A 26765-nucleotide genomic window follows, 5' to 3' on the forward strand; every position below is an offset into this window, starting at 1 on the left:
CCTACCCCCTCCCGGTCCTCATCATCTCCACGAGCTCCGGCCCTCTCTTGCCGACCTGGGTGAACCAGGCCGAGAGCACCATTTCGGCTGAGGCCGCGTGATAGTCTCCGGCCTCAAGGGCGGCGATGGTCTTTTTGAAGCCCAGGAACCTCGACAGGCCAAGATTGAAGACCATGCTGGCGACCACGGTCTTCCTGACGTTATCGAGACTTTCATACCAGGGAAATGTCTGACATTCCCGGATGGTCTCCTTGATGTCGTTTTCGAGCATGTACATGGCCTCGTCGTTCGAGATGCCCCGGTCTTCGAGGTTCCTGCCGACGCCGATGGTAAGCTTTCCTGCCGTGCACCTGTACGGCTTGAGCTTCAGCCCTTCATGCTTGATGAGCAGTTCCTTGAGCGTCACGCAAATGTCCTTTTTTTTAGGGGAGGTGGGGCGGCCACTCGCCGCAAAGTGGACCGCCCCGGTTGGATAAAGATCAAGCGTGAAGATTCTAACTCGGGGGATATGAAGACGGGAATACGAAGCCCTTCATATGAAGGGCTTCCGGTGCTTCGTTTCGGTTTTGGTCAGCGGGATTTTTCGAAGAGGGTAAAAAGGGGCAGGGGCAAGTCGGCCCTGTCAGTGCCGGAGAGGATGTCGCTGATCCTCCTGTCGGTAAGATTGAACTTTAATGCAAGCGCTCGTATATCACATTTTCCGGAGTCGTACAACTCCCTGATCTTCCGGTTACGCATTTCCCTGAGCAGGTCCTCGCACTTCGGCACGTGGATGTAGGTGCCCCCGTACCTCTCCACCAGGCGCATGGTCAGCTCGACGCCTATCAGCTCGGCCACGTCCTTTAGGTCGCCGGGGAGCTGCTCTATGATTTCATTCTGCGCGTTTTTCTTCTTGCTCATTTCGACGAAGCGAGGCTCCTTTGTATTTTATCCAGGGAGAATCGCAGTGAGCGCATCTTCTTTTGAAAGTATCAGACCGGCTCACTTCAAAGACCTTTCTGCATTCCAGGCATTCATATTCCATGTTCGCCCTCTTTCTTGTTCAGTTCCTTTATCCTTTCCTTGAATGCCTTTAGCTCCGCGACCTTCATGAACCTGTAATGCGTGTAGGCGCCCTTGAGCCCGTGGCTGTTGATGAACGCCAGGAGAGGCTTCTTGAACTCCTCGCCCCACCTGGCCCTTGCCGCGGCCTCGAGCTCGAGGAGTAGCCCGGTCTTGCTGCTATCGAATTTCTGGTAGCCGGACTGCATGTATATTTTGGTCACATGGTCAAGGACCTTGAAGAGTTCTTTGGAGGATGCCTCGGACAGGCGCTTCCCTATCACGGAGGGCGCTATCCTTTCGCGCAGCTCGTCGGATTCAATGCCGTACTGCCTGGCCTTGGCGAATAGGGACTGAAGCAGCCTCTGCCTCGGCTCGGTCTTCGGGAACGATTTACACTCCATCTATGTCCAGCCTCCCTTGCCTGAATATCTCCTCGATGCTCGACTTCGAGAGCGCCGCCGCCCGGACCAGGCACATGATGCCGCGGTGCCTAAGGCTCTTTATCTGCCGGTCGAGCTCCGCCTGGTCGGTTATGACGTAAAAGCCCGGCGGGTTGCCCGTGCTGCTGCCTATCAATTTGCCGTGCTCCCTGATGAGGTGCGAGACTATCTCCCGGACCTTCACTCCCTCGATCCCGGTCTTCCAGGCGAGGGCGTCCGCCTTGATGGCGTTATCCCGGCCCCTGTGCGCCTCGATGATCTCCCAAACCCTGTATTCCTCGGCGCTCAAACCCTGCTGGAATATGTCGAGCTGGTCAGCGGTCATACCTGATACAAAAACCCCTACTGAGTATATCCAGTGCATAGACCCCGGCGCCCGGACAGCTATGATGATTCCAGTAGTTCAGAAATTTTTCTCTTTTCCCCGAACACATGGAGCGTAAGATCATGCGCACCTTTCGCCAATCATCTGCATGGGACTTCCGCATCATCTCCAACCATGAATCAAGACTTTCCTGCATCCTATTCTGGTATTCTTCTGCGCATTTGACCAGGGCGGGGAACAGCGGTACTTTTTGGAGTTCTCTTTTGCGCCTGCGCTCCCCATATCCGGGCTTTATTTTTCTCCTCCCCGGCTTTAATAGCTGGCAACGGCTAAATCTCAAGTGCGCTCCTTATTTTTTCTGGCTTGATCCCATCCCATCAAGGCAGCAGTTGCCTCGTTAGAGATGCGAATTCCAAGCATCTTCAGATATGCAATCGCAAGCGTCTGCCCCGGCTCCGGGGCTTCCATTTTTTTTGCATACCTAATAAGGCGTTTCGTCGCTTTTAAATCACCGATGAGCTTTGTAACCTTTTTCCACTCAGGTGATTGTGTTCTCCGTCTTTTCTTTCGCATGCTTCTCCCGGTCATCATCAGGCACCGCCTTACGGTGCGACGGGGCTTAGCCCCGTTTCGACCTTTATATTTTTGGCTCTTCTGAAGATGCGGAGCTCGAACAGCCACCAGTGAGCCTCTTTTCGATCTCTTCCGTTTTAGCAGCCTGCCCCTTCTGGTAAGGCATCCAGACGGCATAGCCATCTTCGTTCGGAACAGCCTCGCCCTGAACGAGCTCGACACCGATGTGGCTGTGCCTCTCTCCGCACTCGTCGAAGACGACCAGGTTTACGCAGGTTTCGGAATGGACTTTAGTGATGAGGGCAGCAAGCGGTTCCTCGGCACCAACCCCCCTGTTCCTGTAGTAATGAACGACCCTTCCTACTGTCGGACGTATTACCGGTCCGGTCTTTACTATTTTCTTCTCTTCCATCTTTTTCACCTCCTTCCTCTCCTTGTAATCTTTACACTTCCGTCCCGGCTCGACCCATGCCCCTTTCAAGGCACACCAGATTTTTCCCTTCTTATAGCCCATCGGAGCCCAATAGAGGCACGTATCGAGACAGAAGGGCAGAAGCCCTTGTGTCTCCTCCTCCGTCCACATCGGGTTCACGCGGCCCTCCTTTTTCTATCGTGTTCAAGGAGCCGGAGAATCCTCCCGCATCTCTCTTCCGTCATCTCTATAAAGGAAATCCCCTGACGAATCTGCGAAAGGTTTTCCTTGAGGCCGGTGAGCCCATGCCGGAGCTGGTCCTGCATTGCAAGAGCGAAGGTATCCAGCTTTCCGTATCCCGCGCCCACGAGCGTATCTGCTATCTCGCAGGCGAGCTGCTCTGTTGCAATAGACTTGTGTTTTTTGAGCACGTCGAAGACTATCTCCATCATGCTCGCGTAATCGTTCGGCACATTCTTGACCGTTTCATTGTTCATCGTTTCTCCTCCACGGCAGTTTACTGATCGCCTCTCCTATCGGAGCCGGTCTGTCCCCCGGCTCGACCGGCCCCTCCCTCCGTCCGGTCCGGAGCCGCGCCTCCCTCTCCCTCAATTCCTTCTCCGCCTGTGCCGAGCGGCGCTTTGCCTCTTCTTCCGATATCGAGATGAGGACCTTCTTAAGGTAGTTGTGGTTCTCAAGCCCCGCCTCGAAGCGCTTGTTGCAGACCGTCTTCATGCCCTGGACGATCCCGGCCTTCGATATCTCATAGACCCGCTTCTGAAAGGCGAACTTCTCGCCGGTCCAGATATCGCGCACCTCGGTAAGTATTCGGAGAAGCTTGGCTGGCTTGAGCGGCCTGGTGGTCTGGAAGAGCTCCGAGTACTCGAAGACGAGCCTGCTGTGCGGGGCGAAGTCGGCCTGCATCTCTATGATCGCGATGAGGTCCTTATCCTTCGTCGCTTCCCGCACGTCGTACTCGTAAATGCACCTCGGGCATTTGAGCTTAAAGGACATCAGGCCCTGGGCCTCCGTACCGGTCCTTTTGCGGCGACCCTCCTGTACTCCTCGAGTACCGCCCTCTCCACCATCTCCCGCGCGCCGCGCGTCACGGGGAAGGCCAGGTCCTTATGAGATCCGTCCTTGAGCTTTTTGGAGGGCATGGCGACTATCATGCCGCCCGGCCCCTCGACCACCCTTATATCCCTTATGGCAAAGCTTCCGCCGATGGTTATCGAGGCGTATGCCCTGAGCCTGCCGCCGTCCGAAAATGGAGTAACCCTTACCTCTGTCACCTGCATCTGCGTCCTCCTCTTCGCCTAAGCTTCCTCGTTTTCCGCGCCCTTGAGGAGCGCGGCCACCATTTTCTCAACGTCGCTGGCCACCGGCTTTATGACGACCACATCCCCGGTCTCCTCGACCGACACGCCGAGCCTCCGCAGGTCCCTCGCGTCCAGGCCGTCCAGCGCCTGCTTGTCCGGAGTCTCCTTCGTTCTGATCAGTAGCTCGACCTGCTCCGGAAAGTGCTTCTTTATAAGCTGGACGACCATGTCCGGGTCGCTCCATTCCAATTTGCCCTTGCCCTTCTTGAAGCCCACCTTCACGCCGTGGAAGATAAGCGTCTTCGGTTTTACGAACGCCTCGGGGTGGGCCTCAAGCGCGGCCTTGAGTTTCTGCTCGGCCTCGGCTACCTTAGCGAGCGTCTTCCTGATGCCGGGGAGCTTCTGCCTCTTTATGAGGTCCAACTCGTCGTTGAACGCGCTCACGCGCTCAGAGAGGAGGTCCCTCAGCTCCGAGTATGCCCTTGTGAGTCCTTCGATATGCTCGACTGCTGACATTGCCGTTCTCCTTTTACGCTACTCCCTTGCGCCTGAGCACGTCGGTTATCGCCCGGCGCGCGTCGTGGTAGGTGTCGTCCGTGAGCGTGCCCTGCTTTTCGTTCGTGACCAGACTGAGGGTCGATTTGGGTATGCCCGTTTCCGCCGCGAGCTCCCCGAGGGATATATTCACGCGCTTCATGACTTCCTTGAACCCGCCGCCGTATAAGTCGAAGACTTCGAGGACCGAGACGGTCTTTTGCCCGATCTCTATGGCCTTGCTCATGAGGTTGAGGAGTATCTCCTGGAGGTCGAGGTAGTTCCTGGTGCCGGTGAGACGGGAAACGGCCTCCACGGCGTCCGGCTCGAAGCTCTTCCCGACCGTGTTCCTGGTATACTCGCGGACCTCCGAGTCGGTGAGCCCCTTCATGAAAACGGTGTCGCTCCTGAGCCGCACCTCGTCTACATACTTCTTCCGCATGGGGTCGTACTGTCCTATCATGACGACTGTGAAGAGCGGGCTCTGCCCCATCCACTCCATCTCCCGGAAGGTCTTCAAGGCCCGGAGCGTCTGCCCGTGCATGCGGTGGGCCTCCTCGAGGATGAGCACTATCGGCTTCTCGCGCGAGGCCTCGCCTAATATCCTCCGTATCTGCCTGGCGCGGACCTCCTTGGTCCGTTTGCACGACTCGTTCGATAAGCCGAGGATAAGGGCCTTCTCTATGTCCGAGACGACCACGCGCTCCTTGTCGGGCGTTATGAGCCTCACCATGTGCGCGTCTATCTCCCGGAAGGCTATCTCAAGGGCGCTCGTTTTCCCGAAGCCCCAGGACGCCACCACCGACACCATAGCTTTGGATTCAATAGCCATCTTGAGGAGCCGCTTGAGCCGCAGGCTGTCGGCCGTCTCCATCCTGAAGCCTTTGAAGGGGTCTTTCGAGTAACCGAATTCCGCAAGCACTTCCAACCTTGATACTGCCATCTCTCCACCTCCGAGTTAGTTAACCGGCGCTTGCGCGCCTGATCTCGATCTCCGCCCTGAGCTCAAGGGCAAAGTCCCTCACGAATTCCTTTTTCATGCCGTTTTCTGCGATCAGCTCCTCTATGCCCCTCCTTTCGACCGCCGATATCCCGGTTCCCACTATTGAGATAAGCTCCCTGAAAGCCTCTTCCATGCTGGCGTATGTCGTGGTGTCGAACGGGTCCTCGATTTCGCGCTCGGTCTCCCTAATAGGCAGCTCGACTATGCGCCCGTCCTTTTCCCGCGATTCCGTATAGGGCAGGGCGGCGTCCGAGATATTGAGGCTCGCCGCTTCCTTTACGGCCTTCTGGTGCGGCGTTTCCGGGTGGGCCCTGTATTCCCCAAGGGGGACCGGCGCGAACCTCATGACTTCGTATTTGTCACCGGTCGATATCTCCTGGACTACGAGCCTGTCCTCAAAGACCCCTTCAAAGACCCATACCTCGGCCTCATGCAGGCCCTTGACCTCGTATATGCCACCCTCGTATTGCAGGATACCGTCCGCGCCGACCTTCCTCTTTGCCCGGCGCGCCGCTGTCGCCAGCGCGTTCTCGGGTATAGTGACAATGCCTCCGTGCAGGCGTATCCTGCCCCACGCCTGCATCCGGGTTATCTCCCGCTCGAAGCGGTGCGGCATGCTGTTGTACTCTTCAAGGTATGCATCGAGCCGCCTGTTAAGCTCCGCCTCGGTAATCTCGTATTTCTGCCAGTCGTCCACCGCGAAGAAGGGCTTCTCGAACCGTTGCCATGCAGTCCGCCAGGGCCGCTCTATCTTGCCGTGAGCTTCCTTTTCGTATGGCATCATCTCCGGCAGGGCGACATCGAGCCGTCTTATGAGGTCCTGCGAGGGGAGGCCTTTTTTGAGGACGCCCTGGTCCGCGAGGAGTTGCTCGGGAAGGCCTATCTCCGACCACGCCCGCTGGAGGAAGAGGAGGGCATCGGCCATCGATTCGCCGGCGGCAATCGTGTAGCGGGCGAGCATGCGCCCCGAGTGGTCGTCCACCAGGCCGTATATCCAGGGCCTTAGCCGGTCGCACGGGATCGGCTTGTTCTTGTAGCCGTTCGCGCCGGGCCGGTGGATCCTGAGCACGTAGTCGTTGCCGACCCTGCGGTGAACGTAGAAGAACTTCGACGATGAGGCGTCTATGTGGTGGGCCAGGTTGGGCCTCTCGGCCTGGTAGCGTGTGAAGCGTCGCTTCCTTCTCGTCACGCCGGTTTCCCGCATTATCCTGTCGAAGGTGCCGATTGCCACTGATAGGGCCTCTTCCGGTATGAGGCCGCGCCTGGCGGCTATCTCAACGGCCTGGTCCGTCGATATCTCCCCGGCGCCGTCGGGCGGGCGCTTCTTAACCATCGCGACTGCCTTCGCCCACGCGCGGTATTCGGGCCGCCGCGCGCTTGACGACCGGGCCTTTTTCGGGCCGTCAGCGGCAATGCGGTACACCTGCTGGAGACTTACGCCAAGGACCTCGGCCCACCGCCGGGCTATGACCGACTTGTGTCCGTGCGGGGCTTCCCGGAGCTCGCGCCTTATCTGCTCGACTATCGCGGACGAGACCGCCATCGGCTATTGGGCCTCCCCGTTCACATAGGCATCCCAGTCCGAGACGAAGAGCTTGAAGCGTTTCTCAACCCTGGTCTGGATGGCCTCGACCTTTGCCTGGAGTTCCGGGTGGTCGAGGATGCGCGAGTCTTTCATGAACCTCCGGAGCGCCGTGTCGAACTCGTCGGCGAGCTCGTCAATGAGCTGCATCTGCCCGACGCACCAGGAGGCGTCCTTGCCCTCGGGGTCGAAGGCCTTGAGGCGCTCGACCTCCTTGATCAGGGCCTTTTTCTCGGTCTCGATGTTCTTGACCTCGGCCTTGACGACCTTCTCTGTCTCGTTTTTGAGCTTTTTAATGAGGTCGCGCATTTCCTTGACGGACATGCGATGGAGTTCATCGATGGTGTTTCCTGCCAGAACCCCCTTAGACTCAAGCTCTTTCAGGTCTTCTTCTGGGGCTTCGAGGAGGGTATAAACGTTGCTCAAATTCCCAAGTTTGGGAAAACTGGAGGCTAAGGTTGGGTACTTTTCAGCTTTTAAGGCGGCGTTCATGAATCGGTAGGCCGTCGTATGAGGAATGCCGATCTCTTCCTCGAGGACCTTCACGAACTCGCCATAGCCTTCTTTTTCCTTGATGACAAGGAGCCTTTTGCCTGCCTCGACAATACCCTCGGCGGTCCTTTGCATATAGAATTTCACGCCGTCAACATAGACTCGCCTTGAGTAAGGCAGGTCGCCCTCGATCTGCATTGTCTTGGATGCCCTCGCGAGCTTCTCGATGTCGTTCTTTTTAAGCGCCTCCCGTATCTCGGGCGATACCTTCCCGTGCTTATCCTCTTGCTTCTTGTTCGCCATGCTGCTTTCCCTCCTCGACCGGTACCAGGTATTTTTTTAGCGTATCCGCGACCGCCTGCCTGAGCCTGTCCGCCATGAGCGTGAGGCGGGGGCTCAGGCGGTAGCCGTAGGCCCCTTCCTCGACCCACCCCACGTCCTTCAGGTTCCAGAGGGTCCTGAAGGTGACGTCCCTCGATAGGTTGAGGGCCTCCATGACCTCCTTCATGGTCTTGGGCGTGAGGATGTCCTGCGCGAGGTACATGGTCACCCGCGCCATGTTCTGCTGGTTCTCGTTCGTGTACTGCCGCTTGTCTTTCGCTTCTTCCATCTCCGCCTCCGCATCCGCTTTTCCCCCTCCCCGATGGGAGGGGGATTACCTTCCGAACATCCTGTCGAGCCGTGCATCGTCATTGTGCTGCGAAAGGGCTATGTAGCTCGCCCGCCTGAACCGCGTCGCGTCGGGCAGGCGCCGGTTCCTCCGCCTGGCAAGGGCAGTCGCTATGCGCTCCCAGGCAAGGAGGCCGACGAGCACAAAAGCCGCCCCCGTGAAAAACCCGCTTGCGAAACCCTGCTGGAATAAGGTGAACATCCGTTCCTCCTGTGTAGGGTGGGCACCGCCCACCGGCTCAACCGCAGAACTCGCATGTGGTGAAACCCGCCCTGGCTTCCTGCGCCGAAAAAAGGCGTCCGCACCTCTTGCATGGCGTGCCTGAGAATTGCGGGCCCGCGAGCGGTATAAGACAGTTGATGCAGACCTCCGGCGCTGCCTTCCGGCTTGCCTCGCACGTCGCGTCGGTAATGCCCATCCCCGTTGCCGGGCAGACGAATCTCCTGGCCTCGGGGGTGGGCGTGGCCGCGAACCCCCTGAACCTGTAAGCGGTTTTTTTGTGCACTTCCGTCAATGCCTCATCCATTGCCATCCACCTCCTCCATCGATTTTTCAGCGTTCTCGTTCAGGACGGAAGCCGAATAGAGCAGGGCATATCCTGCAACCCCGAACAAGAACACCGCCAACACAGCGCCGGTCAGTTTCCCCAGGTAAACCCACTCTTCCATCCTCACCTCCTGTTCTTGCCCCCGAGCTCTTCGAGGGTCTGCCTTACGAGTTTTTCCTTTTTCGCCAGCTCTTCCTTGGTCTTCTCGATGCGACCGAGCTCTGTTAATAGCGCGTCCTCGCCCTCGACCAGGTAGCAGCCGGTCATCTCTGCCATGACCTTGAGGATTTCCCTGTCGCCGGTGGCCTCGATGAATGCAGGCAGGTACTTGGCCGGGAACCTGTGCTTGGCCTTGGAGCTCGCGGTCCATGCATCTATCGTTGTTTTGGTTATCTCTTCGCCGGTGAGCTCGCTCATTTTGCCTGCCACGAGCTCCCTGGAGAGGGGGCAATGCTTGAGGGCCTTTGAAAGGAGGGCGTTCAGCCGGTGCTCCATGCTGAACGATCCGGCAATGGTGCGGTCCTCTTTTTTCCGCTCTTCTATCTTTTTGATAACGTCGAAGAGCGACAGCTGGTTCGTATCCGCTTTTTTCTTTTTCGTAGACATCCGACGGCCTTCTCCGGCTTGCGACGTGCTTCGCGTGTCTATTTTTAATTCGTACTTAGATATGTACTTTTCTTCCCGGTTTTGGTAATTTCACCTAAACAAAAAGTGGGACGGGCCGTCCGCCCCTTAAACGTCCGGCCCGCCCCCGCGCGAACACCCGTTTTTCTTCCTCTCCCCTTGCGGGAGAGGACTGAGGAGAGGGGGGGTAGCCCCTTTCCTGTTCCGGGCGTTCCCTTGTCCCGCCCTTTTGGGGCAGGAGGTGAAAGGTGAATGAAAGTCCCCTTGTTAATTACGACCTGTACCTGATTGCAAAGCATCTTAAAAATGTTGGCTTTGATATTGAGCTGCCTGATCCAGTGCCTATCGGGCCTCATATGCCTGGCAATTACAGGGTATATTTCGCTACCTCGCGCGGGGAAGTCATTGCTGGCTTTGATGGCCCTGGCAGCACAAGCCTCCTCTTTACCAAGGCTGTTGCCAGTGGACGCAAGGGCACCTGTTTCATTTTTATATTCAGGGATACTCATTTAATCGAAATCCTCACGCCTGAGCCGGAGCAGATGGCCCTTGCGCTATCCGCTTTCGCAGGATCAAACGTATGTTCTCCTCTATTTCAGACCAACTTACTGGGGACAGTGTCCCTCTGGAGAGAGCGGCTGTGGAGAGAAGGTATGGCTGATATTGCCCAGCTTTCCGATGACGATCTCCTGGACTGGCTTTACCGCGATCAGTCATAAGGATCGCGGTTTCGGTTCTCGGCTCTTTATTCATGTGGCTTATTCTCCTGTGCGGGTTTGGCTTCTTTTAGGATTGACCGCGGTTCATCGGTTGCCGCCGCGAGCTCTTCTAAGGTGATCCGACTATGGTCCATAATGTCTCCTTATGCGGCTTTATTGTTCCCGTTCGGCCAGAGGTCCTCGACCGTCATATCCAGGGCCTCGGCAACTGCCTTCTGTATCCGGCGGGACTTGCCCTTGCCGGACAGGACGACATATACGGTTGTGGGGCTGACTCCGAGTTTCTTCGCTATATCCACGCCCTTGATGTTATTGAGGACCATCAGGGCTTTTACTTTGCGATTCATTAGAGGACTCCATCTATGCCGAACTCTTTAAGTTCGCCTGCCTTCGCGCTCAGCCAAAAGCGGTGGGCCGCTGATTTGGACACATGTTTTTCGGGCTCGTTGGGGAACGCCTTTTTCACTGCGACTGCAATATCTATAAACGCCATGCCTGAGGCGCGTAATTTAAGAACCAGTTCCCTTACATCTGAATGTCTGAAGGCACCCTCTCTGCGCCAGTTGGGGCTTTTGTTTCTACCTTTGGATTCGAGCAACTCTATGGGTGATTCCGGGATTGGAAAATACAAACACTGCCCCTTGAATTTTCCAACGACCGACTTTGTTGCCGTAGCCCCAATAAGGTCATGGAGTTCTTGATACAGCTCATGCCCAAGGAATTTTTCGCTCATATTTTTTTTGCCCTCTGGCGTAAAGGTTGCTTTATGCAGAAAGCATATTAATCAAATTTTAAATAGTGGTCAAGTAAAAAAATGAATAATAGGGATTCCAGTTATAAAAAAATTGATTTAAAGGCGCTTGGAGAACGCATAAGGGGACTGCGCGGAGTGGAAAGCCAAGGCTCATTTGCTGAGCGATTTGGGGTGTCTCAAGTGGATGTTAGCCGCTTGGAAAGGGGCTCTGTTATAAACCCACCCCCGGAATTATTATTTAATATTTGTATAAGATTTAATGTAAATTTTGATTGGCTTCTTACTGGAGAGGGGCCTAAAGAGAAAGAACTCCAGGTGTTTAATCTTATTAGGCGGGCAGAGGAATATGGAGCTTCCCTTTATGCCACAAACGAGGGCCCCCTCCCAGAATGTTTGATCGAGGAACGATTAGGTTTAGAAGCAGGAACACTTGATAATTGGCTCGCTGGAAAAAAAGAAGGTGTTGAGAAACCTGAATTGAGCGAGGAGGATCAAATATTAAAAGGTCTTTTAGATAAGGCAAGGTCCGTCTATAAGGAAGGGGACTTCGATGTTAAAGCCCGGTTACGAGGAACTATTGATATTTTATATGATGAACTGATGGCAAAAAAGAAGAGTTCTACTGAGAACATTAAAAAAGGGGCATAGTTGTCCAATTGTACAGTTTCCTCGACGCCTGCGCTCATGGTATTCTGAGCGGATAAAAGGCAGAGGTGCCCTTATCGTTTACTCCATTAAGGACAGAGGGCCAGTGTTTATATTGGTTTAGTATTAAAATACCGAATAGGGAGGGGGACTATGAAAAGGCTTTTTGCGTGTTTATTTGCGGGGGTATTACTATCAAGCTGTGCTGCTGTCACTCCGGTTTTTATGCCGCTCGAGCATAAAAAAAGCACATCTTTTCAGCTTGGAGAAATTCAGGAGGCGAGCCTGGGTGATGCCATGGTTGTTGAAGAGGATATTTTTTTCTATGAGGGCATGGTTGCATCAGACGATTTTCAGCCGCCAGCTCAATTGGGCTCCCCCGCATACCCGATGATTCCTAAGGGATCTGCATTTAAAATCTACGGCAAATTACAGAACGGGACAACTCTATATAAGGAACCTATGAAGCTGGTTTCAAGGGATGGCGTTTGGAGTTATTGCCTGGCGGTGAACAAAGTGAACCAGGTCTATGGAGATACGGCCTGTGAAATAGGTCTAATACGGGATTGGAAACTACCAGAAACTCCTTTTAAGCTCTCGAAGGTTTATGAGAAAGGGTCTTTCAAGTCTGAGTTGCTCTATAACGGAAAATCTGGCGATACAATTAAAGTCTCATATCGCGAATACAAGGACGATCTGGCACGCCCGTCCTTTTACCAGGACATCTCCTATGACCTCTCAGAGTCCACTGAGATTGGCTTCAAAAAGATGAAAATAGAGGTCCTCAAGGCAACCAACTCCTCCATAGAATATATCGTTAAATCACCTATGAATTGAATTATATAAGAGCGCATGCCTCAGGCGGCCCTGGGGTGTGCGCTCTTACTGAACTTTGTGAGTCAAAAAAATGTTGATTCTATCCCGCATCAGCACGCATCATTCATGCAAGTCCCACACGCCGCGGCGCGATTTTTAGCATTTCCCCTTACTTCCTTTAACAATCCCCAATACTCTTAGGGTTCACAATACCCCGGCGGCTTGCCACGTTTTTCCCCCTCCCCTTAATCCCCTTCCGTCGAGGGAGGGGAAGTATAAGGAGACACACCCGGCTTGCTGCGGGGTAGTTCATTCCCCGGCCTTCCGGGAAAAGCGGGAAAAATCTTCTGATTTTTGGAGGTTGCCTGAAGGTGTAGGTTAGAGCCGGCTTAAGGCGTACTTCGGATAAGGCAGGACTATACGGGGAATTTCGTCGGCCAGTACAGGCGGCGGGAGGCTACTTCAAATGCTCCTTTTTGTCCCTCGGGGCGGCGTCCATATCGGTTTCGCTTGAAGACCTCTTGAAATTCTTTATGGCCTTGCCGAGGCCAGAGCCTATCTCAGGCAGCTTCCCGGCCCCGAAGATGAGTAGGACCACGACCAGTATCAGTATAAGCTCCGTTGTGCCGAGCCCGAACATTGTATTACCCCGCTCTTAAGTGTAAAATACGGATAGGCCACTTAACAGGCTGCTGAAAAAGCCCAATCTGCGGCGTCGTCTTCAAAATTCGTCATTGCGGCGTACAAGGAGAGTACGCCTCATTCCTCATTTTTCGACTCCTTGCATCTTGAGCTTTTTGAGCAGCCTGAATATGATTTTGAGTTTTTTAACTGTTAAGTCAACCCACTTGAAATTCTGACAGAAATACAGGTGCATGTCAATCGAAACCTTCCAGGGCCCCCAGGGCCATATGCCGCGTACCTTTTTGATTTTCCTTGCGCTTTCCGTGCTCTTGCACGTCCTTGCGCTTTGGGCGGCTACACTTTTCCCGAAGGACGCCGTCCGGAGCAGGGAGGCTGCCGCGCCCATACCCGTGGAGATACTGGACCCGCCCCGGCCAGTAGAGGAAAAGAGGAGCATCCCCGTAGCCGAGGCCCCTCAGGCCGAACCGGATAATTTATCCCCCCTAAAAAAACCGCCTTCGGTCTTTGCGGACAAAGACCAGAGCGTTAAAAAGGAGACCGTGCCTCCTCCGGCCCCGCCGGGCCCGATGACCCAAAGAGCCCGCCCGGCAATGCCGGAGAGCAAGCCGTCGTTGGAGGAATCCGGGGACAAAACCGGGGAGGCCGGGAGAGGTCCCGGAGCAAGCGCCGGAAAAACAGGCGAGAAGCCGGGCCCCCCTGCCGCCGAAATTGACGGACCGGTCCGGACCGGTCCGGATAGGCCCGCCTCTCCGGGAGCACAGGCGGAGCCGCGCATATTGCAGGGAGAACAGAAAAGGCCGAGCCTCTTTCCCTCTGACGAAAGGATAGCCGAGCTTACCAGGAACTACGAGGCCGGGACCCATGAAAAGGAGACGGGCAAGACCCTTCAGCTCAATACGGCGGAGCTCAAGTACCAGAAGTACCTCCTGGACATGAAGAGGAAAATTGAGTTCTACTGGGACTACCCGGCCCTGGCGGCGCGTAACGGCTGGCAGGGGAGCCTCTTCATAAACTTCACGATAAACAGGGACGGCACCGTATCAGGGGTACGCCTCGAAAGGTCTTCGGGCTACCCCATGCTCGACGACGCGGCAATAACCGCCATCAGGCTTGCGGCCCCGTTCCCGCCCTTCCCGGCCGACTTCACTGTCGAGGACCTGAGCATAAAGGGGCAGTTCCAGTACCATATCGTCTCGACGAGAGGCGGCGGTTAGGCAGAGTTTTCGGCAAACTGCTGAAATAACAGAACGATTCTCACACCGCCTTCCGCCTTGAAAGACCTGCCTGAAAAAGATAAGATGCCGTTTCAGAAAGAGAATTCAAACCGTTCCGTTCCTTCTCGATATATGGCTTATATTTCAGAAGAGACCATAAAGGCGTACCCGCGCCGGGCCTTTGCTTTCGCATTCCTTGTGCTTGCGAGCGCCGCTGTCTTTCTTTCGCTCGTCCTTGTGGTCGACTCCCGGATGGAGATTATCCATAATAGCGACGACGGGCATTATTTTTCGTACGTCAGGTCGGCTGTCATCGACAGGGACATGGACCTTCTGAACGAATACGAGCGCCTCGGCATCACGGATTTCCGCCTGACGCCCGCGGGGCTCCCCGCGAACAAATATTCGATAGGCCTTCCGCTCGCGGTCCTGCCCTTCTATGCTTTAACACACACGGCCGTGCTCGCATTGAACGCGCTCGGGCTCGCTTTCGACAGCTCGGGTTATTCCATCCCCTATCAGCTGTCGTTTTCCCTCGGGAGCATCTTTTACGGGTACCTCGGGCTCCTTGTCTCGTACAGGCTCGCAAGGAGGTACTACCCGGAAGCGGTCTCCTTCCTCTCAACGGCCTTCATCTTCCTGGCCTCGAATCTCGTCTACTACTTCATGAGGGAGCCGTTCATGTCGCATCTGGTCTCCTTCTTTGCGGCGGCCCTATTTTTCTACATGTGGAGCGTTACGAGGGAGGGGGAGGGCGGCAAGAGGGCCTACTTCGTGATGGGGCTTTCCGCCGGACTCATGGTCATAACGAGGCAGCAGGACGCGGTATTCCTCATGGTGCCGCTCGTGGACGGCGTTATCGGCTTTATCAGAGAGAGGAGGCTTCCCTGGTTCCTGGCCGCCGGAAGGCTTTTCCCGTTCATGGCCGGGCTCGTTCCCGCGGCCTTTGTCCAAACCCTTGTGTGGAAGCTCATATTCGGCTCTTTCCTCGTCTACTCCTATGGCGGCGAATCCTTCATCCATGCGGCCTCGCCGAAGGTGGTCGAGGTCCTCTTCTCCTCGAAGCACGGGCTCTTGAGCTGGAACCCGATAATAATATTCGCCCTTTTCGGACTTATTTGCTTCGTAAAGGCCGAGCGGCGGCAAGGAGGCCTGCTCCTCATGGCTTTCATGCTGCAGCTCTATGTGAACGCGTCGTGGTTCATGTGGTGGTTCGGGCATTCATTCGGGCACAGGGCCTTCATAAGCTCGGCTCCTATCTTCATCATCGGGCTCGCGGCGCTTTTTGAGAAGCTCGACAGCAGAATGCTCCTTGCCTGGGGCATAGGCCTCGCCGCCTTCCTCTCCGTCTGGAACATGGTGATGATATTGGCCTATCTTTCGGAGATGATACCTTACGCGGATTACTTCAGCTGGAAGGAGCTCTTCCTGAACCTACTGGAGCTGCCGGACGCGGTCTTTAAAAAGCTGCTTTCCCTTTCCTGATCTATTCCGAAATCCCGATTGCGATGTCCATAACGTTCGTGCCGGTCGGCCCGGTCATGAAAAGACCGCCCAGAGGTTTAAAGAAATTATAGGAATCGTTCCGGGAGAGGAAGTCCGCAGGGTCGAGGCCGAGGGCCGAGGCCTTTTTTAGCGTCCCTGGAAGGGCAAATGCCCCTGCGGCGTCTGTCGGGCCGTCAGTGCCGTCCGTGCCCGCCGAGAGGATGTATATCCCCTCTTCGCCGCCAAGCGCGAGGGCCGCGCTCAACGCGAACTCCTGGTTTCTTCCGCCCTTCCCCTTTCCGGCCACCTTCAGGGTCGTCTCCCCGCCCATGAGGAGGCAGACGGGCGGCCTTGCCGGGTTACCGGACCTCTTAATTTCCATGAGTACCGACGAGAAGAGACGGGCCGCTTCGCGCGTATTGCCGGTCGCCGTTGAAGATAGTATGAGAGGGCGATAGCCCAGCAAGGCGGCCTTCTCCTTTGCAGCCAGAAGGGCCGTTAAGTTGTCGGCAAGGACGATATTTGCTGTACGGCTGAACGCCTTGTGGCCGGGCTTGGGCGTCTCGGCTTCATCGCCTTTTGCGCCGCCATTGAGGAGCTTGAGCGCGTTTGCAGGTACTTTCTCTTTCAGGCCGTATTTCCCGATTATGCGGATACAGTCCCCGAAAGTCGAGGGGTCGGGCGCTGTCGGCCCAGAGCCGATCGAAGAGAGGTCGCTGCCGACTACGTCCGAGATGATGAGTGTGAGGACTCGCGCGGGCCACGCAAGCTCGGCGAGGCGTCCGCCCTTCAATCGCGAGAGGTGTTTACGTACAGCGTTTATCTCGTTAATCGAGGCACCGGAATTTATGAGAAGCCTCGATACGGCCTGCTTCTCCTTGAGGGTAATCCCCCCTGCCGGCGCCGGGAGCAATGCCGAAGCGCCCCCGGTAAGGAGGAACAGGACGAGGTCGCCCTCGCCCGCGTCTTCGGCTATCCTGATAATCCTCTCCGCAGCCCGTATACCGTTACGGTCGGGTATGGGATGGCCCGCCTCCACGACGTCCATGCTCTTAAGCGGAAGCGAGTGGCCGTACTTGGTCACGACGAGGCCGCCGGAAATCCTCTTGCCGAGGATGCCCTCCACTGCCCGGGCCATCGCAGGCGCGCCCTTGCCCGCGCCTATGACAAAGATCCTGCCCCCTTTTTCGAGGCCGATCGAAGTGTTTTTTATTTTGAGGACTGATTTACCGGCTGAACGGGCTAAGCGGAGGTTTTCACGGACTGCCGCGTAAGGCGAGGCGGCCCTGACCGCCGCCTCGAATATCTTCCTCAGAGGTGCCTTAATATCTGCCGCCGTTCTCATAGCGGTTCGTAATAGGCATGCGCCTGTCCTTGCCGAGGGCCCTCGGGGTTATCTTTATGCCTGGCGGGGCCTGCCGCCTTTTGTATTCGCTCCGGTCGACCATGCGGGCCACCTTCCTTACAAGCTTCATTTCAAAGCCCAGGGCCGCTATTTCCTCTATGGAGCGGTCCTCTTCAACATAGGCCTTGAGGACCCTGTCGAGCACGTCATAGGGTGGGAGCGTGTCCTGGTCGGTCTGGTTTGGCCGTAGCTCCGCGGTCGGCACTTTTGTAAAGACCCGCTCGGGAATGACCTCCCTGCCTTCAAGCTCGTTTATCTTTCCCGACACCTTGTATACGAGCGTCTTGGGAAGGTCCTTTATGACCGCGAACCCCCCTGCCATGTCGCCGTAGAGGGTCGCATAGCCCACGCTCATCTCGCTCTTATTTCCCGTCGTAAGCACAAGCCAGCCGAATTTGTTGCTCAAGGCCATGAGGATATTTCCGCGTATCCTGGCCTGCATGTTTTCCTCTGCCTCGTTGGGCCTCGTCCCCCTGAAGGCGTCCCTCATGGTCTCGAGATAGGCCTTGAAGGGCTTCTCTATGGGTATGGTAAGGGTCTTCATCCCGATGTTCCGGGCAAGGAGCTTCGCGTCTTCGATGCTCTCATTAGAAGTATACCTGGAAGGCATGAGAACGCCCGTGACGTTCTCTTTTCCGAGCGCGAGCCCGGCAACGCAGGCCACGAGAGACGAATCTATCCCGCCGCTCAGGCCTATTACCGCGTGCCTGAACCCGTTCTTCCGGAGATAATCCCGGGTGCCGAGTACGAGCGCCTTGAGGACCTCCTCCTTCTCTTCTATTATCAGGGGCTTCCGCTTCGGCAGGCCGAGGTTCGCTTTGGCCTTGCCGTTCCCGAGGTCTATGGTCCTGACGACGGGTGAGCCCCTCTTCCCGGCCTTAATCCTTTTTCTGCGTTCAAGGCGGGCCGCTGATACCGTGTCCGCGTCCAGGTCGGCAATGACGAGGTCCTCTTGAAAGGGCTTGCCCCTTGCGATGACCTCGCCTTTCTCGTTTACCACCATTCCGGCTCCGTCAAAGACGAGCTCGTCCTGTCCGCCAACAGTGTTGTTGTAGGCTATGATGGCGGTGTTGTCCGTTGAGCGGGCCTTTAAAAGATCCTCCCTTATGAGCGGCTTTCCCATGTGGTATGGTGAGGCGTTTATGTTCACGATGACCTCTGCTCCAGCGAGCGCCTGCGCCCTCGCGGGCCCTTCCGGGAACCAGATGTCCTCGCAAATCTCGAGGCCGAAGGTTATGCCGTTAAGGACGAAGTTCAAGGGGGTCTTCCCGGCACGGAAATAGCGCTCCTCGTCGAAGACGCCGTAGTTCGGGAGATGCATCTTGTGGTAGACCGCCGAAACCTGGCCTTTGTGCACCAGTGCCGCCGCGTTGTAGAGCCCGGCCTCCCTGTCCACAAAGCCGACGACGGCGGTTATGCCGCGTATTTTTCTGGCGAGGCTTTCGATGGCCGCGAGGTTATCGTCTATGAAGCGGGGCTTAAGGAGGAGGTCCTCCGGCGGATAGCCGGTAAGGGCGAGCTCAGGGAAAAGGACGAGCGCAGCGCCGGCCTTCCTGGCCTTTTCCGCGTACGAGAGGATCTTTTTGGCGTTGCCTCCGATGTCCCCGACCACCGGGTTTATCTGGGCCATGGCGAGCCTGAGATTGCGCATGGGTAGAAGATTATCAAAAGGGGTTTTCCGTGTAAAGGAGAAGGATGGGCCGCGGGCGCTCTCTCCTTTACAATCGCTCCCCGGAGGTCTATAATCACCATTCCGATGGGCAACCCTTACTCCATATTCGACAAGGCCGAGCGGAAAAGGTCTGTTTCCAGGTTCCTGGAGGCAATCCCCCTTTACCTCGAGGCAAGGAGGCTGGCCGGGCTCGACGACGAGCTGAAGAGCGCCTGCTATTTTTCGCTCGGCGACACCTACAGGATGGTCGGCGAGTTCACCAGGGCGGGGAAGTGCTATGCCGAGTCGCGGAAACTCCTTCTCGCCCTCGGCGACGAGGAAAGGGCGCTTGACGCTATGGTGGGGCTGGGCCTGAGTCTACGCGCAACCGGCGAGGTGAAAGAGTCGCTTGCCATATTCAACAGGGCGCTCAAGGCCTATGAAAAACTTGGCGACAGGGCAGGGGCCGCGTTCACGCTGTGGGCAAGGGCAGGGGCGCTCCGCTTGAAGGGCGACCTCAAGGCCGCGATTGCAGGCTTCAAGGAGGCCAGGAAAGGCTTTACGCGCCTCAAGGACAGGAGCGGTGTCGGCTACTGCCTTACCGGCCTCGGCGGCGCGTCGAGGGTGTCAGGCGACTTCAAAGCGTCTTTCAGGTATTATAGCGAGGCGAACGCCCTCTTCAGGGAGCTTAAGGACACGTTCGGGGTCGCGTACTCGTACTGCGGCATAGCAAACTCAATGCGCATGAACGGGGACTTCCCGGGGTCTCTCAAGTTCTTCAGGAAGGCCCGGGAGAACTATAAGAGGATCGGCGACAAGGTGAGCTACGCCTATACGTTATGGGGCGAGGGAACGGCCCTTCAGATGCTCGGAAGGGACAGGGAGGCGCTCAGGGATTTCGAGGAGGCCTGGTCGCTATTCAGGGAAACGAAAGACAGGAGAGGGCTTATCTATTGCCTTATCTCCATCGGAGAGCTTGATTTCAAAAAAGACCCTAAAAAGGGATTGCGCGCGTTCAATACGGCCCTCAAGAGGGCCGAGGCCCTCGGCCTCGGGGTGGAGGCGCGCTACGCCAAATCGCTCATCCAGGCCGGAATGAAGGAGCCGGGGGCGATACCCCTCAATCTTGCGTAGAAGATGGACATAACCCAGGCCCTTGTGCTCGCTCTGGTCCAGGGCATAACCGAATTCCTCCCAATATCATCGACGGCGCACCTCATCATGGTGCCGCTCTTTACAGGATGGCCGGACCAGGGCCTCCCCTTCGACGTCTCGTTGAATACCGCGACCTGGCTCGCGGTAGTCGTGTACTTCAGGAGAGACATTATCTGCATTTCAATGGGTTTCGGCAGGAGCCTCTCGGAGCGGACCCTTAAGGGGAACCACGAGGGCGCGCTCGCGTGGATGGCGATTGCCGCGACCGTTCCCGTATTGCTCGCCGGGGCGTTCGCCCACGACATCATAGCGCATGACCTCCGTACCTTCGAGGTCATAGGCTGGTCCTCGGTAATATGGGGGCTCGTGCTCTGGGCCGCGGACAGGAGGCCGGGGAAGACCGAGATAGAAGGGATAGGCTGGAAGGAGGCGATCCTGGTGGGCCTTGCGCAGGCGCTCGCGCTCATACCCGGGACCAGCCGCTCGGGCATTACGATCACGGCCGGGCTATTTGCCGGGCTTTCTCGGACCGCCGCAGCCCGGTTCTCGTTCCTGCTGGCGATCATCGTGGGCGCCCTTGCCGGCGCGCGCGAGGGCGCCGAAGTGGCAGGCGCGGGATATGAGGCGCCCTGGCCCGCCCTCATCGCGGGCTTTGTTGTCGCCTTTGCCTCGGCCTATCTCGCCATACATTATTTTCTTAAGCTCATCTCCCGCTCGTCCATGCTCCCCTTCGTGGTCTACAGGGTTGGACTCGGCGCGCTGATACTCGCATACGCATACGGCGCGTTCTGAGGGCGGCTGGCTTCCACAAAAAAAGTCAGACTAGAATAAGCCAAGCGCCTGTTCCTGCTGGGAAAACCGGGCCGCCCGCCCTCGCATGCGCGCGTCTTCAATAAGGAAAAATCCGATTGCAGAGCAGATCCAGCTTGACAATCCAAATGAAAATGATTATTATTTTCAAAAAGGGGGTGGAGCGCCATGTATATTTGCCTCTGCAAGGGAATAACGACTTCGGCCGTAAGGAGCGTCTGCCGCCCGGATATGTCCGCTGACGAGCTTGCCTCTTGCCTCGGGATAGACAAGGACGGGTGCTGCGGCAAATGCGTGCGTAATATCCAATCGATCGCCGAGCTCGCGTCGGGCGCACAGGCCGGGGTCTGAGCCCCGGCTTGACGTTATCCGCGGTTTTGATATGATTGTCCAGAAAACCCGAGTGGGTAAATCTTTCTTTGAAGGAGGCGTTCCGAGGTGAAGGCAAAAGAAGGTATACTGGATATGCTGAACGACATCCTTACCTCAGAGCTCACAAAGGTAAACCAGTATTTCGTGCACGCGGAGATGTGCCGCAACTGGGGCTATGAGAGGCTCTACAAAAAGATAAGGACCGAGTCGATACGGGAGATGAAGCATGCCGAAAGGATAATCGAGCACATACTGTACCTCGAAGGCGTGCCTAACATGCAGAGGCTCGGGGACGTGCTCGTGGGGGAGACGGTCCCGGAACAGCTTAAGCTCGACCTCAAGAAGGAGCAGGACTCGGCCGTGTCTCTCAACAAGGCCATAGCTAAGTGTACAGCCGCGGGGGACAACAATACCAGGCACAAGCTCGAAGAGATGCTCGAAGAGGCAGAGGAGCAGATAGACTGGCTTGAGACCCAGCTCGAGGCAATAAGGCAGGTGGGGCTTGAGAACTACCTGAGCGAGCAGCTTAAAAAAGAGGAGTCCTGAAGCAGCACCGGGAATAGACGATTTAAAGAAACGGCCCGCATGGGCCGTTTCTTTTTCTTCGGATACCGAGCTACTCTACTATCTGATAGGTTTTGCGTATGAATTTCTTGTCGAGCGCCTCGAAATGCCACCATTCTATCGGGATCCCCTGAAAACCCGCGGCGTACATCACCTTCCGGAGGAGCCTCCGGTTTGATAGCTGCTCTTCAGTAAGCTTTCCTTCCTTCAAGAACCTCTCCTCGAAGCGGGGCTCGGCGAGCTCCCCGAAATAATCTATAGGCGTGCCCATGTCGAGCCTGTTCCCCTCCATGTCGCAAATGGTTATGTCCACGGCAAAGCCGTAGTTGTGGATCGAGCCCCTGCTCGGGTCTGCCACGTAGCGCTGCATGGGGCTCCTTGAAAGGCGGGTCCACATCATTTGGGATACCCTCCTGGGACGGAGCGCGTCTGCCACAAGGAGCGTAAGCTCCGGTCTCATTTCCCTGAGATATTTGTTCGCGAGGGCGAGCTTTACTGCCGCCTCTTCCCGCAAATAGGCCCTCTTCAAGCCGCCGTATACGGCCTCGCGCATGAAATTGTCCTCGGAAGCGTACTTGAGCTCCACCCTGATATGGGGGTCGAGCGCCTGGACGTCAACGAAACCGAGCGGCACGAGGGCGGCTTCGGAAAAAGGAAGCATCTCACCGGCTGCCTGGGCCAGTGGATCGCTTTCAGCCTGTGCAGCAGAATGGGGGAAAAGAGGAACGAGCGAAAGCGCGAGCAAGGCCGGGAAAAGATGGAAACGGAAAGAAACCAATGAAGACCCTTTCTGGAATAAGAGTAAACCAGATTTCTTCCAATATTTCCAGAGGTTTGTGCGCCGGGAAGGATGCGGGTACCGTGGGGCCGTGAGCTTATCTCTTCTGACCCGCAAGCCAGGCAAGGCCCGCGTTGTAGACGACGTCATGGCTGCCCTTGTAGATCTTCACTACCGCGCTCTCCGATTCCCTTTCATAGAGGAACGGCACGCCCGCGTCCTCGTAAAGGCGGTCTGAATATGCGACGCCTCCCAGCCCTGAAGGGAGCGCGTGCCGCCTTGAGACGTACTCTATTTCTTCCTCGGAAAAACGGTCTTCCTCGTCTGCAAGGTCGTTGAAGGCGCGTAGCGAATGCGCGGGCGGAACGAACTTGTCTTCAGACCCTACGGCAATATAGACCGGGACCTTGCCCCTCGCGTTTTCAAGGTATGTGCTGGGGCTGCGCCTCCGGCATTCAGCCTCGTGCGCGGTGCCGGAGAGCGGCGGCCCGCCGCAGGAGCTTGCTATCTGGCTTGAGTAGTCGTGGGTGGCGTTCCTGGTATGCGCGTACCAGTCCACAAGGTCGTATACGGCGCCCCAGGCAACGACCCCTGCCCATTTTTCCGGGAACCTCCCGGCCATCAGGAGGGCCGCCATGCCGCCGCCCGAAAAGCCCGCCAGGTATATGCGCGACTCATCGATGCGGGCGCTCCTCTCGGCATATGCGAGCGCGTCCAGGATATCTTTGACCGCCGGTTCAGAGGCGGTTGAGAGCGGGTTTGTGAAGGCGCCCCTGAAATCGGGCTGGATAAAGACCCAGTCGTTTTTTACGGCCCAGAGCCCGTATGGTATGCCGAAGGACTGGAGGTAGTCCTCGCTCCAGCTGTGGAGGACTATGAGTAGCGGCTTTTTCCGGGGCGAGCCTGAATCATAAAAAAGGGCAGGCTGGCTGGTCCAGTCGTGGCTGGACTCGATTGAAACCATAGAGACCTGGGGGACGGCCTTTTTCCAGGCATCCCGCTCCGGCATGCCCCTGAGTGGCGTTTTGGCAAGGCGGGTCAGGGTCTTGAATTCTTCCTTTTCGATAAGGCCCGTCTCTTCCGCCGCGTAAAGTACCGGGTTTAAGACTGTGACAAGGATGAGGACAGCCGGGACCGTGTATTTGACGAGCGGCAGGACCTTGATGGCCATGACCACCGAGAGGGACGCGAGGAATATGCCCAGCGCGAATACGGGGATGCCTATGAAGGGGTCCATCAGGTCCGGCGTGAACCTGAAGCCAAGCATCCCCCTTTTGGCAACGGCGATGAATATGGCGTGCACGAGATAGATTCCTGGCACGCAGGCCGCGGTCAGGCGGATGAGCTTCCTGAGATAGCCGGGATTGCCGGAGAGGACCGAAAGCCGAAGGCCCTTTACCAGAACATATATGGAGACGGACATAAGAAGGACGCTGAAGCTGAAGTATTCGTAAAATATGCCGCTGAATTGGCCGTTGTTTTTTATAACACTCGCGATATACGTGCCGTAGGCGGTTATGAAAAGGCCGAAAAGGAAAAGCAGGAGGAAGAGGGATTTTTTCAAGGGCGTTAGCTTGAGGTCCTTGAGCATCCATCCCAGCGCGAAATACCCGACGAAGTTGAATACGGAATTCCCGGCGTCCGGAGTGAGATAGGTCGCTACCCCGCACCAGGTATCGATAAAGGTGAGGCCCGGGGCAAGCGCAACCCACAAGGCCAGATAATACCAGAGGTGGCGCTGGCGAGTGCCCCTTGCGTAAAGGCCGATAACGGGGGTAAGGATGTAGAGGCCTAAAATGAGGTACATGAACCACAGGTGGTAATAGACGGGCTCCTTGAGGAGCATGGGGATAAAATAGGAAAAGGAGAGGTCTTCGTTGTTCGCGTATATCCTCCAGAGGAAGTAAATCAAGCTCCATATGAGAAGGGGGACGAGGACCCTGGAGAACCTCCTCATGAAAAAGCTCCCGAGCTTCTCATCCCGGTAGTTGCCTATGAGAAAAAAACCGCTAAGCATTACGAAGACGGGGATGCACCATCTGGAAATCGAATCGTAGATATTGCCCGCCCACCAGCGGTAAAGGCTGCCGGCTTCCCCAAGCAGGAGATACGGGGCTGCGGTATGGATAACGATGACCGCGTAAACCGCGGCTATTTTGAGCACGTCCGGCCAGACGAGATGGTCTTTTCTTTCCGCGCCTCCGCTGTCGTTCGCCATTATTAAAGCTTAGCAGAGGCCGGAGGGGATGCAAAAGGCGATGGGACGGGATCTTATGCCGCTCGACCGCGTCGGATATGATCACATTGAATTGAAGAAAGTAAAAATGTTTTTGAAAGACTTAAAGCGGCGGGACTTTAAGGGCTCCGTCCGGCGCCCGGCCGTTCGCTCTGCCCCGCGTTTGCTCGCTTACGCGCCATCTCCCGATGGCGCTCATCCTCGCATCCGCTCGGCGCTCGCAAACTGTTCGAGTCCCGCCAACTTGATATCGAAATTAAAAAAACCGGCCGAAGCCGGTTTTTTTAATTTGGTGCCGAAGGGGGGACTCGAAGGCCGCCGCTCGATGCTCCCGCATCTCGCTCTGACCCGCGCGCCTTCCGGCCTTTCTCCCGAAAGGCCTCTTCCTCGCGTCCGCTCGGCGCAAAAGCGCTGTTCGAGTCCTACCGTCGCAAAAAAATAAGGGGCTTGGTCTTTTTTTGACCAAACCCCTCAATTTGGTGCCGAAGGGGGGACTCGAACCCCCACGGGTTTCCCCACTACCCCCTCAAGATAGCGTGTCTGCCAATTCCACCACTTCGGCTTTCAGAGGGACTTTAAGACTAAAAAAAGGCCTTTGCGGGCCCTTTTAGAAGCGTCTTACTCCTGTCCCGATGCGCCCATCGGTAGCTGAAAAATTAACATGAAGCCCTGATGCCAGTCAAGGGATTAATCCCCTTTCCTACTCTGCGGGCGTGCCCGGCTGTGTAGAAGGCGTTTCAGGCGGGGCTGCCGGCGCGGTCGCGGCCGGCACATCGTCCATTATCGACCTGGTCCGGTCTTTCCCGGACATGTAAGTCAGGGCAAGCGAGGTCAGCATGAAGGTCGCAGCGCACGCGTATGTTATCTTGGCGAGCATTGTCGCCGGCCCGGCGCTCCCGAAGATCGTCTGGGACGAGGAAGACGAGCCGCCGAATGTGGAGCCTATGGAAGCCCCCTTCCCGACCTGCAGGAGCACGGCCCCTATCATAACGATGCTAACAAGAATATGTATTATGAGGAGAACAGTAAACACCAGAATCCTCCGGAATGCCCGAATGCGCTTACGGCCTAACGGGCGCAGGTTTTGCCCTTAAAATAGGTATTTTAACCATACCGAAAGGAAAAAGCAAGAGGGAAGATTGCGGAAGCTGCGAAGGGGCTGTCCCCGGGGAAACCGGGCGGCTGTATCAGAGCGGCTGGAAGCCGACTATCCGGGCGAAGTCCTCGGCCTTGAGGCTAGCGCCCCCCACGAGCGCGCCATCGATGTTCGGCTGGGCCATGAGCTCGTCAATGTTGTCGGGCTTTACGGACCCCCCGTAGATTATGCGGACATTACGGACCGACTCGCGGTCAGAAAGCTCATGCAGGAGCTCGCGTATGGAGTTATGCACCTCCTCGGCCTCCTGGGACTTTGCCGTCTTTCCGGTGCCTATGGCCCAGACCGGCTCGTAGGCTATCGTGACCTCCTTCATCGCGGAGCCCGCTAGCCCCGAAAGTGCGCCGGAAACCTGCGTCCTTACCCTTGAGAGGGTCTTCCCGGCCTCCCGCTCATCAAGCGTTTCGCCCACGCAGACTATAGGCCTAAGCCCGTGCCTCAAAGCGGCAAGGACTTTCCTGTTGACGGTCTCGTCGGACTCGCCGAAGAGCTGGCGGCGCTCCGAGTGGCCGATTATCACATACTTGCATCCCGTTGACTTGAGCATCTCCCCGGATATCTCTCCGGTATATGCCCCGCTCTTCTCCCAGAAGAGGTCCTGGCCGGCGAGCTTGATGTCGCTATCGGCAAGGAGGTGGTTCAGGTGATGGAGGGATGTAAACGGGGGGGCTATTACTATTTCGACCGCATGGACGTTCCTGAGGAGGTCCCTGAGCCTGAAGACCAGGGCGGCCCCCTGGTCAATGTCCATGTTCATCTTCCAGTTTCCGGCAATTAGCGGCAGCATTCGGCAGT

At 56.5% G+C, this 26765-nt stretch carries 37 protein-coding genes and 1 tRNA gene; 9 read left to right on the forward strand and 29 right to left on the reverse strand.

Features of this window, described 5'->3' with window-relative positions; all coding sequences use genetic code 11:
* Position 1 precedes the first annotated feature (1 nt).
* From QY316_00610 to QY316_00695, 18 genes are all read right to left on the reverse strand, one after another.
* Complete coding sequence (locus tag QY316_00610) at positions 2-406, reverse strand: lysozyme (GenBank protein WKZ32940.1); 405 nt, start codon at positions 404-406, stop codon at positions 2-4.
* Positions 407-570: 164 nt separating this feature from the next.
* Positions 571-900, reverse strand: coding sequence for a Mor transcription activator family protein (locus QY316_00615; protein WKZ32941.1), 330 nt, complete (start codon positions 898-900; stop codon positions 571-573).
* 113 nt (positions 901-1013) lie between these two features.
* Positions 1014-1445 (reverse strand): hypothetical protein, encoded by a 432-nt coding sequence (locus QY316_00620; GenBank protein ID WKZ32942.1) that lies wholly within the window; start codon positions 1443-1445, stop codon positions 1014-1016.
* On the reverse strand, positions 1435-1809 hold the full coding sequence (locus tag QY316_00625; protein ID WKZ32943.1) for a hypothetical protein: 375 nt from the start codon (positions 1807-1809) through the stop codon (positions 1435-1437). The genes QY316_00620 and QY316_00625 overlap by 11 nt, the downstream gene beginning before the upstream one ends.
* 336 nt (positions 1810-2145) lie before the next feature.
* On the reverse strand, positions 2146-2400 hold the full coding sequence (locus QY316_00630) for a hypothetical protein (GenBank protein ID WKZ32944.1): 255 nt from the start codon (positions 2398-2400) through the stop codon (positions 2146-2148).
* Between the two features lie 46 nt (positions 2401-2446).
* Positions 2447-2974: a hypothetical protein gene (locus QY316_00635; protein WKZ32945.1), complete on the reverse strand. Its 528-nt coding sequence runs from the start codon at positions 2972-2974 to the stop codon at positions 2447-2449.
* The gene (locus QY316_00640; GenBank protein WKZ32946.1) at positions 2971-3291 is read right to left on the reverse strand and encodes a hypothetical protein; all 321 of its coding nucleotides are present in this window, start codon (positions 3289-3291) and stop codon (positions 2971-2973) included. The genes QY316_00635 and QY316_00640 overlap by 4 nt, the downstream gene beginning before the upstream one ends.
* Positions 3281-3808, reverse strand: a complete 528-nt coding sequence (locus QY316_00645; protein ID WKZ32947.1) for a hypothetical protein — start codon at positions 3806-3808, stop codon at positions 3281-3283. The genes QY316_00640 and QY316_00645 overlap by 11 nt, the downstream gene beginning before the upstream one ends.
* Positions 3808-4092, reverse strand: a complete 285-nt coding sequence (locus QY316_00650; protein WKZ32948.1) for a SpoVG family protein — start codon at positions 4090-4092, stop codon at positions 3808-3810. Before QY316_00650 ends, QY316_00645 begins: the two co-directional genes overlap by 1 nt.
* Positions 4093-4110: 18 nt before the next feature.
* Positions 4111-4629: a host-nuclease inhibitor Gam family protein gene (locus QY316_00655; protein WKZ32949.1), complete on the reverse strand. Its 519-nt coding sequence runs from the start codon at positions 4627-4629 to the stop codon at positions 4111-4113.
* Between the two features lie 13 nt (positions 4630-4642).
* Positions 4643-5590, reverse strand: coding sequence for an AAA family ATPase (locus tag QY316_00660; protein ID WKZ32950.1), 948 nt, complete (start codon positions 5588-5590; stop codon positions 4643-4645).
* Between the two features lie 19 nt (positions 5591-5609).
* Positions 5610-7193, reverse strand: a complete 1584-nt coding sequence (locus tag QY316_00665) for a hypothetical protein (protein ID WKZ32951.1) — start codon at positions 7191-7193, stop codon at positions 5610-5612.
* A gap of 3 nt (positions 7194-7196) precedes the next feature.
* Positions 7197-8027 carry a hypothetical protein gene (locus QY316_00670; protein WKZ32952.1) on the reverse strand — a complete coding sequence of 277 codons (831 nt, stop codon included), beginning with the start codon at positions 8025-8027 and terminating at the stop codon, positions 7197-7199.
* On the reverse strand, positions 8002-8334 hold the full coding sequence (locus QY316_00675) for a hypothetical protein (protein ID WKZ32953.1): 333 nt from the start codon (positions 8332-8334) through the stop codon (positions 8002-8004). The genes QY316_00670 and QY316_00675 overlap by 26 nt, the downstream gene beginning before the upstream one ends.
* Before the next feature lie 45 nt (positions 8335-8379).
* Positions 8380-8595 (reverse strand): hypothetical protein, encoded by a 216-nt coding sequence (locus QY316_00680; GenBank protein WKZ32954.1) that lies wholly within the window; start codon positions 8593-8595, stop codon positions 8380-8382.
* A gap of 37 nt (positions 8596-8632) precedes the next feature.
* On the reverse strand, positions 8633-8920 hold the full coding sequence (locus tag QY316_00685) for a hypothetical protein (GenBank protein WKZ32955.1): 288 nt from the start codon (positions 8918-8920) through the stop codon (positions 8633-8635).
* On the reverse strand, positions 8913-9062 hold the full coding sequence (locus tag QY316_00690; protein WKZ32956.1) for a hypothetical protein: 150 nt from the start codon (positions 9060-9062) through the stop codon (positions 8913-8915). Before QY316_00690 ends, QY316_00685 begins: the two co-directional genes overlap by 8 nt.
* Before the next feature lie 2 nt (positions 9063-9064).
* On the reverse strand, positions 9065-9547 hold the full coding sequence (locus QY316_00695) for a hypothetical protein (GenBank protein ID WKZ32957.1): 483 nt from the start codon (positions 9545-9547) through the stop codon (positions 9065-9067).
* A 266-nt stretch (positions 9548-9813) separates the two neighbouring features.
* Here QY316_00695 and QY316_00700 point away from each other — a divergent pair, with 266 nt between their 5' ends.
* Positions 9814-10284 carry a hypothetical protein gene (locus QY316_00700; protein ID WKZ32958.1) on the forward strand — a complete coding sequence of 157 codons (471 nt, stop codon included), beginning with the start codon at positions 9814-9816 and terminating at the stop codon, positions 10282-10284.
* A gap of 143 nt (positions 10285-10427) precedes the next feature.
* Here QY316_00700 and QY316_00705 read toward each other — a convergent pair whose 3' ends face one another.
* Positions 10428-10631 (reverse strand): transcriptional regulator, encoded by a 204-nt coding sequence (locus QY316_00705; GenBank protein ID WKZ32959.1) that lies wholly within the window; start codon positions 10629-10631, stop codon positions 10428-10430.
* Entirely contained in the window at positions 10631-11017 is a 387-nt protein-coding gene (locus tag QY316_00710; GenBank protein WKZ32960.1) for a hypothetical protein, read from the reverse strand. The genes QY316_00705 and QY316_00710 overlap by 1 nt, the downstream gene beginning before the upstream one ends.
* A gap of 81 nt (positions 11018-11098) precedes the next feature.
* Here QY316_00710 and QY316_00715 point away from each other — a divergent pair, with 81 nt between their 5' ends.
* Positions 11099-11686: a helix-turn-helix transcriptional regulator gene (locus QY316_00715; GenBank protein WKZ32961.1), complete on the forward strand. Its 588-nt coding sequence runs from the start codon at positions 11099-11101 to the stop codon at positions 11684-11686.
* Between the two features lie 150 nt (positions 11687-11836).
* Entirely contained in the window at positions 11837-12520 is a 684-nt protein-coding gene (locus QY316_00720; protein WKZ32962.1) for a hypothetical protein, read from the forward strand.
* Between the two features lie 436 nt (positions 12521-12956).
* Here QY316_00720 and tatA read toward each other — a convergent pair whose 3' ends face one another.
* Both tatA and QY316_00730 read right to left on the reverse strand, forming a co-directional pair.
* Positions 12957-13139, reverse strand: coding sequence for a twin-arginine translocase TatA/TatE family subunit (gene tatA, locus QY316_00725; GenBank protein WKZ32963.1), 183 nt, complete (start codon positions 13137-13139; stop codon positions 12957-12959).
* A 126-nt stretch (positions 13140-13265) separates the two neighbouring features.
* Entirely contained in the window at positions 13266-13580 is a 315-nt protein-coding gene (locus QY316_00730) for a hypothetical protein (GenBank protein ID WKZ32964.1), read from the reverse strand.
* 340 nt (positions 13581-13920) lie between these two features.
* Here QY316_00730 and QY316_00735 point away from each other — a divergent pair, with 340 nt between their 5' ends.
* Both QY316_00735 and QY316_00740 read left to right on the forward strand, forming a co-directional pair.
* A complete protein-coding gene (locus tag QY316_00735; protein WKZ32965.1) occupies positions 13921-14358 on the forward strand; it encodes an energy transducer TonB in 438 nt (145 codons plus the stop codon).
* Between the two features lie 132 nt (positions 14359-14490).
* Positions 14491-15843: a hypothetical protein gene (locus QY316_00740; protein WKZ32966.1), complete on the forward strand. Its 1353-nt coding sequence runs from the start codon at positions 14491-14493 to the stop codon at positions 15841-15843.
* 1 nt (position 15844) lies between these two features.
* Here the strand turns inward: QY316_00740 and QY316_00745 are convergent, their stop codons facing one another.
* Complete coding sequence (locus QY316_00745; GenBank protein WKZ32967.1) at positions 15845-17188, reverse strand: glycerate kinase; 1344 nt, start codon at positions 17186-17188, stop codon at positions 15845-15847.
* On the reverse strand, positions 17166-18899 hold the full coding sequence (locus QY316_00750) for an NAD+ synthase (protein ID WKZ32968.1): 1734 nt from the start codon (positions 18897-18899) through the stop codon (positions 17166-17168). The genes QY316_00745 and QY316_00750 overlap by 23 nt, the downstream gene beginning before the upstream one ends.
* Before the next feature lie 105 nt (positions 18900-19004).
* Between QY316_00750 and QY316_00755 the strand changes: the two genes are divergently transcribed.
* The 4 genes from QY316_00755 (at position 19005) to bfr (ending at position 21782) form a co-directional block, all read left to right on the forward strand.
* Positions 19005-20033: a tetratricopeptide repeat protein gene (locus QY316_00755; GenBank protein ID WKZ32969.1), complete on the forward strand. Its 1029-nt coding sequence runs from the start codon at positions 19005-19007 to the stop codon at positions 20031-20033.
* 3 nt (positions 20034-20036) lie between these two features.
* Complete coding sequence (locus QY316_00760; GenBank protein WKZ32970.1) at positions 20037-20846, forward strand: undecaprenyl-diphosphate phosphatase; 810 nt, start codon at positions 20037-20039, stop codon at positions 20844-20846.
* Between the two features lie 186 nt (positions 20847-21032).
* Complete coding sequence (locus QY316_00765; GenBank protein WKZ32971.1) at positions 21033-21215, forward strand: hypothetical protein; 183 nt, start codon at positions 21033-21035, stop codon at positions 21213-21215.
* An 87-nt stretch (positions 21216-21302) separates the two neighbouring features.
* Positions 21303-21782 (forward strand): bacterioferritin, encoded by a 480-nt coding sequence (bfr, locus tag QY316_00770; GenBank protein ID WKZ32972.1) that lies wholly within the window; start codon positions 21303-21305, stop codon positions 21780-21782.
* Between the two features lie 70 nt (positions 21783-21852).
* On the opposite strand, the gene QY316_00775 is transcribed toward bfr, so the two are convergent.
* The 5 genes from QY316_00775 to tpiA all read right to left on the reverse strand — a co-directional run bounded on the left by QY316_00775 (position 21853) and on the right by tpiA (position 26757).
* The gene (locus tag QY316_00775) at positions 21853-22461 is read right to left on the reverse strand and encodes a M15 family metallopeptidase (protein WKZ32973.1); all 609 of its coding nucleotides are present in this window, start codon (positions 22459-22461) and stop codon (positions 21853-21855) included.
* 214 nt (positions 22462-22675) lie between these two features.
* A complete protein-coding gene (locus QY316_00780; protein WKZ32974.1) occupies positions 22676-24796 on the reverse strand; it encodes an acyltransferase family protein in 2121 nt (706 codons plus the stop codon).
* A gap of 495 nt (positions 24797-25291) precedes the next feature.
* Positions 25292-25376 (reverse strand) — tRNA-Leu (locus QY316_00785).
* 138 nt (positions 25377-25514) lie between these two features.
* The gene (secG, locus tag QY316_00790) at positions 25515-25847 is read right to left on the reverse strand and encodes a preprotein translocase subunit SecG (GenBank protein WKZ32975.1); all 333 of its coding nucleotides are present in this window, start codon (positions 25845-25847) and stop codon (positions 25515-25517) included.
* 154 nt (positions 25848-26001) lie between these two features.
* Positions 26002-26757 (reverse strand): triose-phosphate isomerase, encoded by a 756-nt coding sequence (gene tpiA, locus QY316_00795; GenBank protein ID WKZ32976.1) that lies wholly within the window; start codon positions 26755-26757, stop codon positions 26002-26004.
* Positions 26758-26765 lie beyond the last annotated feature (8 nt).

This window comes from Thermodesulfobacteriota bacterium (genome assembly GCA_030583865.1).
Classification (GTDB): domain Bacteria; phylum Desulfobacterota; class GWC2-55-46; order GWC2-55-46; family GWC2-55-46; genus UBA5799.